We start from the raw sequence: 13,817 nt of genomic DNA on the forward strand, positions 1-13,817 counted from the left end.
ATACGCGCATAAAAGACCGCATGCAATCGTTCACCCTTCCATCTCTTCCCGCAACATCTCCAGTTCCAGCCACTCTTCCTCAAGCGCCGCCAGCGTAGCGCGTTCCTTGTCGAGGGCGGCGATGGTCTTTTGGAACGAGGCTGGATCGCGCTCGTAATAGGCCGGGTCGGCGATGTTGTTTTCCAGCCGCGAGATCGACGCGGTCACCGCCTCGATCTTCTTGGGGAGCGATTCCAGCGCGAATTTCTGCTTGAACGACAGTTTCTTCGCCGGCCCTTTTGGCGCTGCCGGCTCGCTCCTGGCCTGAGCCGGCGTATCGGCGGCTTCAGTCTTGGCGCGCGCCTTGCGGTCGTCGAGCCTGGTGCCGCCGCGTTGGACCAGCATGTCGGAATAGCCCCCGGCATATTCGACCCAGCGGCCGCCGCCGTCCGGCGCGATGATGCTGGTCACGGTGCGGTCGAGGAAATCGCGGTCGTGGCTGACTAGGATGACGGTGCCGGCAAAACCGGCGACGAGTTCCTGCAGGAGTTCCAGCGTCTCCATGTCGAGATCGTTGGTCGGCTCGTCGAGCACCAGGAGGTTCGCCGGCCGCGCCAGCACGCGCGCCAGGATCAGTCGCGCCCGCTCGCCGCCGGACAATTCGCGCACCGGCGTGCGCGCCTGCTCCGGCTTGAACAGGAAATCCTTCATGTAGGAGACGACATGGCGCTGCTCGCCATTGATGACGAGGTTTTCGCCGCGCCCGTCGGTGAGATACTGCGCCAGTGTCTCCTGCGGGTCGACGGCCTCGCGCTTCTGGTCGAGCGTGGCGATCTCCAGATTGGTGCCGAGCCGCACCGAGCCTGCATCCGGCGCCAATTCACCGGTCAGCATCTTCAAAAGCGTCGTCTTGCCGGCGCCGTTCGGTCCGACGAGGCCGACGCGGTCGCCGCGCTGGATGCGGGTCGAGAATCCCTTGACCACGGTGAGATCGCCAAAACTCTTCTCGATGTTCTTGGCTTCGATCACCAGCTTGCCGGATTCGGCGGCGTCGCTGGCCACCATGGTCGCCGAACCCTCGGCGCCGCGATGGCCGCGAAAACTCTTGCGCATGGTCTGCAACTCGCCGAGGCGGCGCATGTTGCGCTTGCGCCGCGCCGTCACGCCATAGCGCAGCCAGTGCTCCTCGCGCACGATCTGTCGGCCGAGCTTGTGTTGCTCGCGCTCTTCCTCTTCCAGCACCTGATCGCGCCATTCCTCGAAATGACCAAAACCCTTGTCGAGCCTGCGGGTCTGGCCGCGGTCGAGCCAGATGGTGGCGCGCGAGACGCGTTCGAGGAAACGGCGGTCGTGCGAGATGACGATAAGTGCCGATGAGGTGCGGACAAGCTCTTCTTCCAGCCACTCGATGACCGACAGATCGAGATGGTTGGTCGGCTCATCAAGCAGCAGGATGTCGGGTTCCGGCGCCATGACGCGGGCAAGGGCGGCGCGCCTGGCTTCGCCGCCGGACAAATCGTTCGGCCGTTCCTCGCCCGACAGGCCGAGATGCTCCATCAGATAGCTGGCGCGGTAGGGATCGTCGGCGGGCCCGAGCCCCGCCTCGACATAGGCGCGCACGGTGGCAAAACCCTCCATGTCGGGCATCTGCGGCAGATAACGCACGGTCGCCGACGGCTGGCGGAACACCTCGCCGTCCTGGGGTTCGATCAGGCCGGCGGCGATCTTGAGCAGCGTCGACTTGCCCGAGCCGTTGCGGCCGACCAGCGCGATCTTATCGCCGGCCGAAGCGGTCAAGGCGGCGCCATCGAGCAGCGGTGTGCCGCCGAAGGTCAGTTTTATCCCGTCGAGATTGAGAAGAGGCGGGGCCATGTCAGCTTTCGGGCAAGGGATAGGGATGAGCGAGCAGCAGCGCGCGGCCATGGCCGAGCGCGATTTCGAGGCCCCCCCGGACCTCGTTGGAGATGGTCAGCGACGAACCGAAGGCCACCTCGACCTGGTTCAGCGGCCATTTGGCGCCGGTGACGGTCAGGCCGGCGAGGTCTGAAAAGCCGAGGATCGAAAACAGCGTGCCGTCGGTATAGTCGAAACCCGTCTTTCCCAACAGCAAGGGCACGCCTTCCTGGGCGCCGCTGGTCAGCACCACTCCGGTGCCGGTCTCGGCCAGCCGCAGCGCGAGCGACAGATGCAGGAAAGCGTGGTCGGCCCGTTTGCCGCCGAAAGCGCCTGCCAGCACCAGGCGGGTCGCGCCTCGTTCGAGTGCGGCGGCGATCGCCAGTTCGCCATCGGTCTTGTCCTTCTCCGCCGGAAAGGTCTGGCGGGGCACGGCGGCCAGATCGTCAGGCAGATTAGCCGGCACCGAATCGAAATCACCCACCCAGAGTTCCGGGACAAGGCCGAGCAGCCGCGCATGGCCGATGCCGGCGTCGGCGGCGATCACGCGGCAGCCTTCGATCTGGCGGTCGAGCCGCGGCGTGCGGATGAGATCGCCGCCAAGCAGGATGGTGAATGTGCTCATATCGTGTGGCCCTTACCAGCCCGACACGCGAAACGGAAGGCGGCAAACTCCCACTTGCGCGGTTCATTGGCCCGGCCTATGTGTCGAAACGCTCTAACGGGGTGCCGGACGCGATCTTCGCGGACCGGCTGAGAGGCAGTCTCGCCAACCCGCTGAACCTGATCCGGTTTGTACCGGCGGAGGGATTAGACGTTTCGGACAGTCCGACGCCTCAATTCCTTTCAACTCGAACGAAGGAGGCGCCGATGCGCACGCTTTTATACTCTCTTGTCTCGGCAGCGGTTCTGGCGCTGTCCGGGCCGGCCTTGGCCAAGGACAAGCTCACCGTCTACACTTATGAAAGCTTCACCGCCGATTGGGGTCCAGGCCCCGTGGTGAAGAAGGAATTCGAGGCCGAATGCGGCTGCGATGTCGAGTTCGTCTCGGTCGCCGACGGCGTGGCGCTGCTCAACCGCGTCAAGCTCGAAGGGGCCTCGACCAAGGCCGACATCGTGCTCGGCCTCGACACCAATCTCACCGCCGATGCCAAGGCGACAGGCCTGTTCGCGCCGCATGGCGCGGTGTCCGACGTCGATGTGCCGGGTGGCTGGAGCGACGATACTTTCGTCCCCTTCGACTATGGCTACTTCGCCGTCGTCTATGACACGCAGAAGCTCAAGACACCGCCCAAGAGCCTCAAGGAACTGGTCGAGGGCAGTGCCGACGACAAGATCGTCATCCAGGATCCGCGCACTTCCACGCCGGGTCTCGGCCTGCTTTTGTGGGTCAAATCGGTCTATGGCGACAAGGCGCCGGAGGCCTGGGCCAAGCTCAAGGCGAAGGTGCTGACGGTGACGCCGGGCTGGAGTGAGGCCTACGGCCTGTTCACCAAGGGCGAGGCGCCGATGGTGCTGTCCTACACCACGTCGCCGGCCTATCACATGATCGCCGAGAACACCGAGCGCTACCAGGCGGCGTCCTTCGAGGAGGGCGAATACCTGCAGATCGAGGTTGCCGGCATCACCACCACGGGCGCCAAGAACCCGCTGGCTGCAAAGTTCATGGCCTTCATGACCAGCCCGAAGTTCCAGGACGCCATCCCCGAGACCAACTGGATGTTCCCCGCCGGCAAGACCGACAAGCCGCTCAACCCGGCCTTCGGCAAACTGGTCAAGCCGACCAAGACCTTGCTGTTCAGCCCCGAGGAGGTCGCCGCTAATCGCAAGGCCTGGGTGGATGAGTGGCTGGCGGTGATGAGCAGGTAGTTTTGAGGCAAACCGACCGAAGATGATTGCTCTACGGCGCCCCCCTCTGTCCTGCCGGACATCTCCCCCACAAGGGGGGAGATCGAACGTCATCGGTGATTTCGCAAATCGCCGACGCTGCAGATATAAGCTAAGCGCGGAAACTGCCAATCTCCCCCCTCGTGGGGGAGATGTCCGGCAGGACAGAGGGGGGCGCCGTAGAGCACAATCCTTTGTAAGTGCCGCGACGCGCAGACAGGCGGTCCAGCGTGCAACGCGCGTCTGACCCCCGCGTCAGCGCCGGCATCATCGCGCTTTCCGCGATCGCGCTGCTGATCGGTGGCGCGTTTGCCGGGCTGCTTGTCGAGGGCGCCCACGATCTCACGGGCGCTTGGGCGGCCTTCGATCCCTATCTGCTGCGCGTCGTGCGCTTCACGCTCTGGCAGGCCGCGCTCTCGACCCTGTTGTCCGTCACCCCGGCGCTGTTCGTGGCGCGCGCCCTGTCGCGGCACCCGCGCTTCCCGGGCCGCGCCTTCATGCTGCAGCTCTTTGCCGTGCCGCTGGCGTTGCCGGCCATCGTCGCGGCGCTCGGGATCCTGGCGCTCTACGGCCGCGCCGGTTATTTCGCCGGTCTGTTCGGCGCGGTCGGCGGGCAGGGCTGGCCAGGCATTTACGGCCTGTCCGGCATCCTCGTCGCCCATGTCTTCTTCAACCTGCCGCTCAGCACGCGGCTGTTCCTCGAGGCGCTGCAGACCATTCCTGCCGACCAGTGGCGGCTGGCGAGCCAGCTTGGCATGGGCGCGCGGCCGGCGTTCCGGCTGATCGAATGGCCGACGCTGCGCGCCGCCTTGCCCGGCGTCGCCGGGCTCGTCTTCATGCTCTGCATTACCTCCTTCACCATCGTGCTGACGCTCGGCGGCGGACCAGGCGCGACGACGCTGGAAGTCGGCATCTATCAGGCGCTGCGCTTCGATTTCGATCCGGCGCGGGCGGTCGCGCTGACGCTGCTGCAGATCGCCTTGACCTTCATCGTGGTGCTGGCGCTGACGCGGCTTGGCGCCAATGTCGTCGGCGACACCAACCTGCCGGTTGCACCGCGCCGTTATCTCTCCGTAAACCGGACCGAGACCTGGCTGAACGCGGCGCTCATCGTGCTGGCGCTGCTGTTCGTTGCCGGACCGATGGCGGCCACGGTGATCTCCGGGCTTGGCGCCGATCTCGGCCGGCTCGCCGGCGAGGCCGCGGTCCGGCAGGCGACGCTGACGAGTGCGGTGCTGGCCTTCCTGTCGGCGCTGCTTTCGGTGATGCTGTCGCTGGCCTTGACCATGGCGCGCAGGGCGCTGGCGCTGAACCGCCGCTCCGGGCCAAGGACGCTGCTCGAACACGCCACCGATACCGGCGCGGGGTTCGTCCTGGTCGTGCCGCCCATCGTCATCGGCGCCGGCTGGTTCCTGCTGCTGCGCCATGCCGGCGATGTCTTCGCCATCGCCCCGGTCATGGTCGTGACCGTCAATGCGGTGATGGCGATGCCTTTCGCGTTGCGCGCGGTCCGTCCCGCCTATGATGCGGGCAGCGAGCGTCACGAACGGCTCTGCGCGCAGCTCGGCATAGCGGGCTGGGCCAGGCTGCGGCTGGTCGACTGGCCGTCGCTGCGGCGGCCGCTCGCCACCGCCTTCGCCTTCGCCATGGCGCTGTCGCTTGGCGATCTCGGTGTCATCGCGCTGTTCGGCAGTGATTCCGTGCAGACATTGCCCTACCTTCTGCTGGCGCGCATGGGCAGCTACCGCACCGCGGACGCCGCCGGCCTGGCACTGTTGCTCGGCCTGGTTTGCCTGGCGCTGGTCCTGGCAGCGGACCGGCTGGGAAAAGGAATGGCCCGCGATGTCTGATGGGGCGATTGGCAGGAAAGGTGTTCCGGTGCGGCTGGACAAGGTTTCGTTCAGCTATGGCGAGGCGCCGCTCACCTTCGATGTCGCGTTCGCCGCGGCGGAAATCACCGCCATCATGGGGCCGAGCGGCTCGGGGAAGTCGACGCTGCTCAACCTGGTCGCCGGGTTCGAGACGCCACGGTCCGGCCGTGTGCTGATCGGCGGGGCCGATGTCGGCGGCGCGCCTCCGGCGGCGCGGCCGGTGTCGATGGTGTTCCAGGAAAACAATCTTTTCGCCCATCTCAGCGTCGAGCAGAATGTCGGGCTCGGCCGCTCGCCGTCGCTGCGGCTGACCGAGGCCGACCGCGCTGATATCGCCGACGCGCTTGCGCGCACCGGCCTTGCCGGCAAGGAAAAACGCTTGCCGCGCGAACTCTCGGGCGGTGAGCGCCAGCGCGTCGCCCTGGCCCGCGTGCTGGTGCGCGATCGCCCGGTGCTGCTGCTCGACGAACCCTTCGCTTCGCTCGGGCCCGCTTTGCGCGACGACATGCTCGACCTGGTTGCCGGCGTCCATGCCGACCATGGCATGACGGTGCTGTTCGTCACGCACCAGCCGCAGGATGCGCGCCGCATCGGCCGCAATGTGGTGTTTCTGGACAATGGCGCCGTGGCGGCCACCGGCTCCGCCGAGGATTTCTTTGCCGGGGCTGGTCCCGAGGCGTTCCGGCACTATATCGGTACCGGTGCTGGGGATGCCGTATCACGAGATATTGCCCGGAAGCGGACATAATTTACGGCCAAACCGTCTTCGGGCGAAGTGGCGCTTGCTTGCCATGGCAGACGTAGTGTGGCTAGGTCCGCCCTATTGGTCCGGCACAGGCCGTGATTTGCCTACAGCATCCGCCGCACGCCCCGAGGGACGTGTGACGGATGCTGTAGTAGTTTGTTTGCGCATGATAATTCCGAAGATCGCCCCCGATTTTCGTGGTCATGCGCCGGGACCCGAAAGGAAGCCGTTCTGGCGATCGGCGTTGACAGACCAAGATGGAACCCGCTGGCGCGCTTTCTGGCGCTGGCCGGTTTTGCCGTGGCGCTCGCAAGCTGCCAGATGTTCACACCTCCGGCAGTCCAGGAATCCGGGTTCCAGCCGTCCGACAAGCCGATCACGGTCGACAATGTCGGCGCCAACAACAAACTCGCCGAACTGGCCAAGGCGCAGCACCCGCGCATCCTGGCGACTTATGGCGGGGAATATTCCGATCCCAAGCTCGAGCGCATGGTCGCCAAGGTGGTCGGCAGCCTGACCGTGGTGTCCGCCAATCCGACCCAGACCTACCGCATCACCATTTTGAATTCGCCCAACGTCAACGCCTTCGCGCTGCCGGGCGGTTATCTCTACATCACGCGCGGCCTGCTGGCGCTGGCAAACGATTCGTCCGAACTCGCCGCGGTCATCGCGCACGAGATGGGCCACGTCACCGCCAACCACGGCCTGCAACGCCAGCAGCTGGAGGCCGAGGAAGGCCTGGCGACCAAGGTGGTCTCGGACGTGCTCGGCGACAGCCCGACCGCCAAGGCCGCACTGATCCGCGGCAAGCTCAGGCTGGCGCAGTTCTCGCGCAACCAGGAGCTGGAAGCGGATGCCATCGGCATCAAGTCGATCGGCGAAGCCGGCTATGATCCATACGCCGCCGGCCGGTTCCTGCAATCGATGTCGGCCTATACCGATTTCCGCTCGATCAGCGGTGCCACCGACGCCAGCCTCGACTTCCTGGCGACGCATCCCAACACGCCGCAGCGCATCGACCTGGCGCAGCGCCATGCCCGCCAGTTCGGCGCCCCCGGCGTCGGCACGCGCGACCGCGATTCCTTCCTCGCCGGCATAGACGGCCTGCTCTACGGAGATACGCCGGAGGAAGGCTACGTGCGCGGCGAGACCTTCCTGCATCCGGGCCTCGGTGTGTCATTCACGGTGCCGGACGGCTTCATCATCGACAATTCCGCGGCAGCGGTGACGGCGACCGGGCCGGGCGACATAGCCATCCGCTTCGACGGGGTTTCGATCGACAAGAACCGCGCCTTGACCGACTACATCCGGAGCGGCTGGGTCGCCGGTCTCGACGACAGCACTGTCAAGCAGGAAACGATCAACGGCAACGAGGCGGCGACCGCGCATGCCGGCGCCGAAGGCTGGCAGTTCGACATCGCGGTGATCCGCGCCGGCGGCCAGGTCTACCGGCTGCTGACCGCTGCACCCTCGGCCAGCACCTCGCTCGACACGGTGGCACGCTCGGTCAGCGGGTCGTTTCGTATCCTGAGCCCTGCTGAAAAAGCGGCCCTGAAGCCGCTGCACATCCGCGTGCTCACCGTGCAGCCGGGACAGACCATGGGCTCGCTCGCCGCGCAGATGGTGGGCGTCGACCGCAAGCTCGACCTGTTCCGCGTGCTCAATGCGCTGTCGCCGGGTGCCGCGGTTTCGGCCGGCGACAAGGTCAAGATCGTCACCGACAAGTAGGAGCGCGTTGCAAACGCACTCCGGGCTCTGACACACACTTTTGGGGATCAGGCGGCTGTCGCCAGGAACTCCGGATTCTGCTTCACCAGCGCGACCTTGAGCTTTTCCATGGCGCGGGCCTCGATCTGGCGTACGCGCTCCTTGGAAATGCCGAGCGTTTCGCCGAGTGCCTCAAGCGTCGCACCCTCGTCGCTGAGCCGGCGTTCCTCGATGATGCGCAGTTCACGGGCGTTGAGGGCGGCGAGAGCCGCTTTCAGCCAGACGGAGCGGCGCGCGACATCGATGCGGTCGCTGACGACCTCATCGGGCAGGGGATCGTCCGAGACCAGGAAATCCATCCGCTCGGTGGCGCCCGCATCGTCGGCCAGCGGCACGTTGAGCGAGGAATCCGGAGCCGACAGCCGCGAATCCATCATCGCCACATCAGCTTCGGAAACACCAAGCGCAACCGACACTTCGCGATACAGGGTTTCGTTGGAGAGCGGCTCGGCGCCATTTGCCAAGCGGGCACGCAAGCGCCTGAGATTGAAGAACAGCGCCTTTTGCGCGGAACTCGTGCCGCCGCGCACGATCGACCAATTGCGCAGGATGTAGTCCTGCATCGAGGCTCGGATCCACCATGTCGCATAGGTCGAGAACCGCACGTCGCGTTCGGGCTCGAAGCGCGCGGCGGCCTCGAGCAGGCCGACATGGCCTTCCTGGATCAGATCGCCAAGCGGCAGGCCGTAATGGCGGAATTTGGAAGCCATGGAGATGACCAGCCGCATATGAGCGACGGTGATGCTGTGCAAAGCGTTCTGGTCGTTGTCTTCTTTCCAGAGCAGGGCCAGCCGATGCTCCTCGTCACGCTCCAGGTAGGGGGCCTTCATGGCCGCGCGGACCATGGTCCGTCCTGCCGTGTCTTCCATCATGAGGCACTCCCTGGCTCAGGCGATGCGAATAACGAACTGGCAGGGCGTCGGGTTGAAATCGCCGCGTCGTGCCCTAGAACAGCCAAAACTGCCATGCGCGAGAAAAGTTCCGCCCGCGCGGGCAGGCGAGCGGTATCATCCGGGCGATTTCGCAGCGGTTGCCTGGACCATCAGGATGCTGCGAATAAGGCCCCTGCGGAGAATGCGGTTTCAGAAATCCATTGTTTTTGAAATCTCGTTCCTTATTTTTTCGACCTGCATCTGTCATTTTCCAACCCTCACAACATGCCGGGTTGCCGGCCAAGGACGGGATCACAGAAAAATGAAATGGCTCAAGTCGCTCATCATTGCCGGAACGCTGCAAGCCCTGGCTGTCGCATCGGGCCATGCCGGCGCCAATCTCGACCAGATCAAGCAGGCCGGGGTCATCAAGGTCGGCACGGAAGGCACCTACGCACCCTTCACCTATCATGACGCTTCCGGCGCGCTGGTCGGCTTCGACGTCGAAATCGCCAAGGCGATCGGCGACAAGCTCGGGGTGAAGGTCGAGTTCCTCGAGGGCAAGTGGGACGGGCTGATCGCCGGCCTCGACGTCAACCGCTACGACGCCGTCATCAACGAAGTCGGCATCACCGACGCCCGCAAGGCCAAGTATGATTTCTCCGATCCCTACATCGCCTCCAAGGCGGTGCTGATCGTGCGCGGCGACAACACCGACATCAAGACCTTCGCCGATCTCAAGGGCAAGAAGTCGGCGCAGTCGCTGACCTCGAATTTCGGCAAGCTGGCCGAGACGAACGGCGCCGAACTGGTCGGCACCGATGGTTTCGACCAGTCGATCCAGCTGCTTTTGACCGGCCGTGCCGACGCCACCATCAACGACAGCCTGTCGTTCCTCGACTTCAAGAAGCACAAGCCCGACGCCAATGTGAAGATCGCCGCGCAAGAGGAAAACGCCGACTATTCAGGCGTGATCGTGCGCAAGGGCGATCCCGAGCTGGTCGCCGCGATCAACAAGGCGCTGGCCGACATCAAGGCGGATGGCACCTATCAGAAGATCGCCGACACCTATTTCGGCCAGGACGTTTCGAAGTAAGTTTTCGTGGGATGGGCCGGTTGCCGGCCCGTGCGATGCATCCAGCGGCGAGCCGTCTTTGACGGTTTGCCGCTTTTGTCGTGATATGGCTGACGTCTAGCACTCTGGAGGGTCTTTCGTGCCGCACTGGCTGCAACTGATGCTGGAGTCGCTGCCTTCGCTGCTCTGGGCCGCGCTGATCTTCACCGTGCCGTTGACGCTGCTGTCCTTCGTGCTGGGCCTGACGGTCGGCCTGGGCGCGGCGCTCGGCCGGCTGTTCGGACCCAAGCCGCTGGTCGCGCTCGTGCGCTTCTATGTCTGGATATTTCGCGGCACGCCGCTCCTGGTGCAGTTGTTCCTGATCTTCTATGGCCTGCCGTCGGTCGGCATATTGCTCGACGCCTTCACCGCGGCGCTGATCGGCTTCACGCTCAACATCGGCGCCTACACGTCGGAGATCATCCGCGCCGCCATCGGCTCGGTGCCGAAAGGCCAGTGGGAGGCCGCCTATTCGATCGGCATGACCTGGAGCCAGGCGATGCGGCGCACCATCCTGCCACAGGCCGGCCGGGTCGCGGTGCCGCCGCTGTCCAACACGTTCATCTCGCTGGTCAAGGACACCTCGCTGGCAGCCGCCATCACCGTGCCGGAGATGTTCCAGGCGGCGCAGCGCATCGTCGCCACCACCTATGAGCCGCTGATCCTCTATGTCGAGGCGGCGATCCTCTATCTGGCGATGAGCTCGGTGCTGTCGGCCCTGCAGACGCGGCTGGAGGAACGGCTCAACCGCTATGGCGGCTTCCTGGAGGCACGCTCATGATCGGCCTTACCGACATCGAAAAGCGCTTCGGCGACAATCTGGTGCTGAAGGGTGTGACCGTCGCCATCGACGAAGGCAGCGTCACCGCGCTTGTCGGCCCTTCGGGCGGGGGAAAAAGCACGCTGCTGCGCTGTATCAACCTTCTGGAGATCCCGACATCGGGCACGGTGCGCATCGGCGACGAAACGCTGGAATTCCGCCCGGGCGTCAAGGTGGCGACCGCCGACATCAGGCGCCTGCGCCTCCAGACCGGCATGGTGTTCCAGAATTTCCAGCTGTTCCCGCACCGCACCGCGATCGAGAATGTCATGGAAGGCCTGGTGACGGTGCTGAAATGGTCGCCGCAGAGGGCGCGCGAGCGGGCGCTGGCGCTGCTGGAGAAGGTCGGCATGGTGCACAAGGCCGATGCATGGCCGGCGACGCTGTCGGGCGGCCAGCAGCAGCGCGTGGCTATTGCCCGGGCACTGGCGCCGTCGCCGAAAGTGCTGCTCTGTGATGAGCCGACCTCGGCGCTCGATCCGGAATTGGCACAGGAGGTGGTCGACGTGCTCGGCAAGCTCGCCAGCGAAGGCACGACCATGGTGATGGCGACGCACGACCTGCGCCTCGCCTCCAAGATCGCCCAGGAAGTGGTCTTCCTCGATGCCGGCGTCGTCGTCGAAAAGGGGCCATCCGCCGTGCTGTTCGGCAATCCGGAGCGCGAACGGACCAAGCGGTTCATCGCGACGCTGAAGCAGGAGGCGGAGAAGGAGGGCAAGGGGTGAGTCTTCTACTTCCCCCCTTGTGGGAGGTCGGACCCCCTTGTGGGAGGTCGGACCGAAGGTCCGGAGGGTAGGCGCTGCCCCCCACCCCGCTGCTTTGCAGCGACCCTCCCCACAAGGGGGAGGGTAAACAAAAAACCCGGCGCGAGGCCGGGTTTTTCAGAACTCGAAGGTTCAAAGGCTCAGGCAGCTTCTTCCTGCTCGGCTTCCTCGTTGTCGGCCTTGGCGCCACGCTTAGGGCCCTTGTTGAGGTTGACCTCGATCAGACGGACGGCTTCGGTTTCCGACATGCGGTTGACGGCCGCGATCTCGCGGGCCATGCGGTCGAGCGCCGCCTCATAGAGCTGGCGTTCGGAATAGGACTGCTCCGGCTGATTGTCGGCACGGTAGAGGTCGCGCACGACTTCGGAGATCGAGATCAGGTCGCCCGAATTGATCTTGGCATCATATTCCTGGGCGCGGCGCGACCACATGGTGCGCTTGACGCGGGCACGGCCCTGGACGACCTTCAGTGCGCGCTCGACATAATCCTCTTCGGACAGCTTGCGCATGCCGATGGAGGTCGCCTTGGCGACCGGCACCTTCAGGCGCATCTTGTCCTTCTGGAAGTCGATGACGAACAGTTCCAGCTTGTGACCGGCCACTTCCTGCTCGTCGATCGACACGATCTGGCCGACGCCGTGCGCCGGATAGACAATGTACTCACCGGTCTTGAAACCATGACGCGCGCCGGTGGACTTCTTCTGCGGGGTGATCGTAGCCATTACGCCGTGAACTCCTTGTTGTGGTGCCGGCGTCCTGCCGGCCCGAACTCGTGCGATCGGGGGACCCGATCCTTAGCCGCACAACAGATGAACCCATCGGAAAAGCCGGACCGGCAAACCGCACAGATTGCGACCGCCTGGCCCAGATCGCTCTGGTCCGGAATGGGATTTTCACCTTTCAGTGATTTGGGGCGTCTGCGCCATAAATCGACGTTGTGTCACCGGCATGTTTGGCTGATGTAACACAAAAAGTCGGAAGAATCAAGGTTTTGCTGCGTCAGCGAAGGCCACAGGTCCGTGCCGCCTGTCAAGACGCTCAATGCAGCATGGCTCTTACCTTGCGTAATACCGGCCTTCGCGACCGGGTTGTCAATCGCCTTCGCCAGGCTCGGCGGAGAAGTATTTCTCGAATTTGCCAGCCTCGCCGTCGAAGGTTTTGGCGTCGGCCGGTGGCTCCTTCTTGGCGGTGATGTTGGGCCATTTCTCGGCGTATTCGGTATTGATCTGCAGCCATTTGTCGAGGCCCGACTCGGTGTCGGGCTTGATCGCGTCGGCAGGGCATTCCGGCTCGCAGACGCCGCAGTCGATGCACTCGTCGGGATGAATGACGAGCATGTTCTCGCCTTCGTAGAAACAGTCGACCGGACAGACCTCGATGCAATCCATATATTTGCATTTGATACAGTTGTCGGTCACGACATAGGTCATCGGTCGGCTCCGGGACGTCCCAGCTCTATTGGGCCAGTTTTGTTGGGCTTTTTCCGTGAGGTAACGCCTTTGTCCGTCGCTTGCAAGGGCAGCCATGCCCAGCGGCATCGGCGTTTCCGGAATGAAATTCCAGCACGCGGGTGCGACAGGGGCATTTGGTGTCCTGTTTGCCGGGGTCGGTTTCCGTCTGGCGTCTGTCGCTGTCCCAAATCGCCAACCGCGTCTTTGGCCACAAACCTCTTGGCCGATCCTCTTGGGCGACAAGCCTCAATCTTCGCCGAGCAAGCGGTCGGTCTGGCGGCGCTCCCGTTTGGTCGGGCGGCCGCTGCCAGCCTCGCGCAGCGCCGGGATGGCATCGGGCAGGGTGTCGGCCTTCGGTGTGGGCGGCGGCGACATGTCCTCGTAGAGGGTACGGGCCTCCTCGGCCGGGCCGCGCCGCACACCGGCGCCGAGCACCTTCCAGACGAAAATGCGCCGGTCGAGCGTGATGGTCAGCACGTCGCCCGGCTTGACCAGATCCGAGGCCTGCGCTGCTTTGTCGCGATTGATGCGCACGCGGCCGGCGACCACCAGCTTCGCCGCCAGCGAGCGCGATTTCACGGCGCGCGAGAAGAACAGCCATTTGTCAATGCGCTGGCGGCCTTCAGCAACCATCGAAGCGCGATCTCTTGGTCG

Annotated in this window: 13 protein-coding genes, 1 pseudogene and 1 riboswitch; of the genes and pseudogenes, 8 read left to right on the forward strand and 6 right to left on the reverse strand. The window is 64.7% G+C overall.

What is annotated here, in order from left to right:
* Positions 1 to 30 precede the first annotated feature (30 nt).
* Positions 31 to 1,851, reverse strand: a complete 1,821-nt coding sequence (locus MESOP_RS06615; RefSeq protein WP_013892554.1) for an ABC-F family ATP-binding cassette domain-containing protein — start codon at positions 1,849 to 1,851, stop codon at positions 31 to 33.
* A gap of 1 nt (position 1,852) precedes the next feature.
* Positions 1,853 to 2,497 (reverse strand): thiamine diphosphokinase, encoded by a 645-nt coding sequence (locus MESOP_RS06620; RefSeq protein ID WP_013892555.1) that lies wholly within the window; start codon positions 2,495 to 2,497, stop codon positions 1,853 to 1,855.
* 87 nt (positions 2,498 to 2,584) lie between these two features.
* Positions 2,585 to 2,699, forward strand: a riboswitch (TPP riboswitch).
* Positions 2,700 to 2,742: 43 nt separating this feature from the next.
* Here MESOP_RS06620 and thiB point away from each other — a divergent pair.
* The 5 genes and pseudogenes from thiB to MESOP_RS06640 all read left to right on the forward strand — a co-directional run bounded on the left by thiB (position 2,743) and on the right by MESOP_RS06640 (position 8,103).
* A complete protein-coding gene (thiB, locus tag MESOP_RS06625; protein WP_013892556.1) occupies positions 2,743 to 3,741 on the forward strand; it encodes a thiamine ABC transporter substrate binding subunit in 999 nt (332 codons plus the stop codon).
* A 36-nt stretch (positions 3,742 to 3,777) separates the two neighbouring features.
* Positions 3,778 to 3,935, forward strand: a pseudogene (locus MESOP_RS36735) (ABC transporter ATP-binding protein); the annotation flags it as partial.
* Between the two features lie 54 nt (positions 3,936 to 3,989).
* Positions 3,990 to 5,609 (forward strand): thiamine/thiamine pyrophosphate ABC transporter permease, encoded by a 1,620-nt coding sequence (thiP, locus tag MESOP_RS06630; protein ID WP_013892557.1) that lies wholly within the window; start codon positions 3,990 to 3,992, stop codon positions 5,607 to 5,609.
* On the forward strand, positions 5,602 to 6,378 hold the full coding sequence (gene thiQ, locus MESOP_RS06635) for a thiamine ABC transporter ATP-binding protein (RefSeq protein WP_013892558.1): 777 nt from the start codon (positions 5,602 to 5,604) through the stop codon (positions 6,376 to 6,378). The genes thiP and thiQ overlap by 8 nt, the downstream gene beginning before the upstream one ends.
* A 318-nt stretch (positions 6,379 to 6,696) precedes the next feature.
* Positions 6,697 to 8,103 carry a M48 family metalloprotease gene (locus MESOP_RS06640; protein ID WP_263496972.1) on the forward strand — a complete coding sequence of 469 codons (1,407 nt, stop codon included), beginning with the start codon at positions 6,697 to 6,699 and terminating at the stop codon, positions 8,101 to 8,103.
* A 47-nt stretch (positions 8,104 to 8,150) separates the two neighbouring features.
* Here MESOP_RS06640 and MESOP_RS06645 read toward each other — a convergent pair whose 3' ends face one another.
* Complete coding sequence (locus tag MESOP_RS06645) at positions 8,151 to 9,014, reverse strand: RNA polymerase factor sigma-32 (protein WP_013892560.1); 864 nt, start codon at positions 9,012 to 9,014, stop codon at positions 8,151 to 8,153.
* Positions 9,015 to 9,336: 322 nt separating this feature from the next.
* Between MESOP_RS06645 and MESOP_RS06650 the strand changes: the two genes are divergently transcribed.
* From MESOP_RS06650 to MESOP_RS06660, 3 genes are all read left to right on the forward strand, one after another.
* Positions 9,337 to 10,110, forward strand: a complete 774-nt coding sequence (locus tag MESOP_RS06650) for an amino acid ABC transporter substrate-binding protein (RefSeq protein WP_013892561.1) — start codon at positions 9,337 to 9,339, stop codon at positions 10,108 to 10,110.
* A gap of 118 nt (positions 10,111 to 10,228) precedes the next feature.
* Complete coding sequence (locus tag MESOP_RS06655; RefSeq protein ID WP_013892562.1) at positions 10,229 to 10,909, forward strand: amino acid ABC transporter permease; 681 nt, start codon at positions 10,229 to 10,231, stop codon at positions 10,907 to 10,909.
* Positions 10,906 to 11,673, forward strand: a complete 768-nt coding sequence (locus MESOP_RS06660; RefSeq protein WP_013892563.1) for an amino acid ABC transporter ATP-binding protein — start codon at positions 10,906 to 10,908, stop codon at positions 11,671 to 11,673. Before MESOP_RS06655 ends, MESOP_RS06660 begins: the two co-directional genes overlap by 4 nt.
* Positions 11,674 to 11,852: 179 nt before the next feature.
* Here the strand turns inward: MESOP_RS06660 and MESOP_RS06665 are convergent, their stop codons facing one another.
* The 3 genes from MESOP_RS06665 to MESOP_RS06675 all read right to left on the reverse strand — a co-directional run bounded on the left by MESOP_RS06665 (position 11,853) and on the right by MESOP_RS06675 (position 13,796).
* Positions 11,853 to 12,434: a CarD family transcriptional regulator gene (locus tag MESOP_RS06665; protein ID WP_010911999.1), complete on the reverse strand. Its 582-nt coding sequence runs from the start codon at positions 12,432 to 12,434 to the stop codon at positions 11,853 to 11,855.
* A gap of 369 nt (positions 12,435 to 12,803) precedes the next feature.
* A complete protein-coding gene (gene fdxA, locus MESOP_RS06670; protein ID WP_013892564.1) occupies positions 12,804 to 13,142 on the reverse strand; it encodes a ferredoxin FdxA in 339 nt (112 codons plus the stop codon).
* 267 nt (positions 13,143 to 13,409) lie between these two features.
* On the reverse strand, positions 13,410 to 13,796 hold the full coding sequence (locus MESOP_RS06675) for an RNA-binding S4 domain-containing protein (RefSeq protein ID WP_013892565.1): 387 nt from the start codon (positions 13,794 to 13,796) through the stop codon (positions 13,410 to 13,412).
* Between the last annotated feature and the right edge of the window lie 21 nt (positions 13,797 to 13,817).

Origin of the sequence: Mesorhizobium opportunistum WSM2075, assembly GCF_000176035.2 — a bacterium.
Lineage (GTDB): Bacteria > Pseudomonadota > Alphaproteobacteria > Rhizobiales > Rhizobiaceae > Mesorhizobium > Mesorhizobium opportunistum.